Source organism: Micromonospora sp. L31 (genome assembly GCF_052068075.1).
Classification (GTDB): domain Bacteria; phylum Actinomycetota; class Actinomycetes; order Mycobacteriales; family Micromonosporaceae; genus Micromonospora; species Micromonospora purpureochromogenes.
In genome coordinates, this window is sequence record NZ_JBQHDC010000035.1 from 1 (window position 1) to 503 (window position 503).

Annotated in this window: 1 protein-coding gene; it reads left to right on the plus strand. The window is 67.2% G+C overall.

All coding sequences use genetic code 11. The annotated features are described in order from the left end of the window. Window positions 1–503 (plus strand): DinB family protein (locus ACTMS9_RS30660; RefSeq protein ID WP_441166635.1); only part of this gene is annotated, 503 nt, incomplete at both ends.

Genomic DNA, 503 nt, shown 5'->3' on the forward strand with positions numbered 1-503 from the left:
CGACCCGAAGGCTGCGCTGCACCACTACCTCCAGGCGACTCGCGATGACCTGATCTGGAAGCTCGACGGGCTGAGCGAACGCGAGGCCAGACTGCCCCGCACCCCGACCGGCAACAACCTGCTGGGAGTACTCGAGCACTGCCTCAACGTCGAAGCCGGCTACTTCGGGCCCACCTTCGGGCGTGAGTTCCCGACGCCTGAGGAACTGGTCCCCATGCAGGCGTTCGAGGAGGACCCGCAGGCGGACTGGTACGCGCGGGAGGACGAGACGAAGGACGGGCTGATCGACCTGTATCGCCGTGTCGGGCTGTTCGCGGACCAGACGATCGAACAGCTACCGCTCGACGCGCCGGGGCAGGTGCCGTGGTGGCGGCCAGGTGGACAGGACGTGACGCTGCACACGATCATCGTCCACGTGACCTGCGACCTCGCCCGTCACGCAGGTCACGCCGACATCATGCGCGAGCAGCACGACAGTGCGATCGGCTTGCGGCGGGAGAACA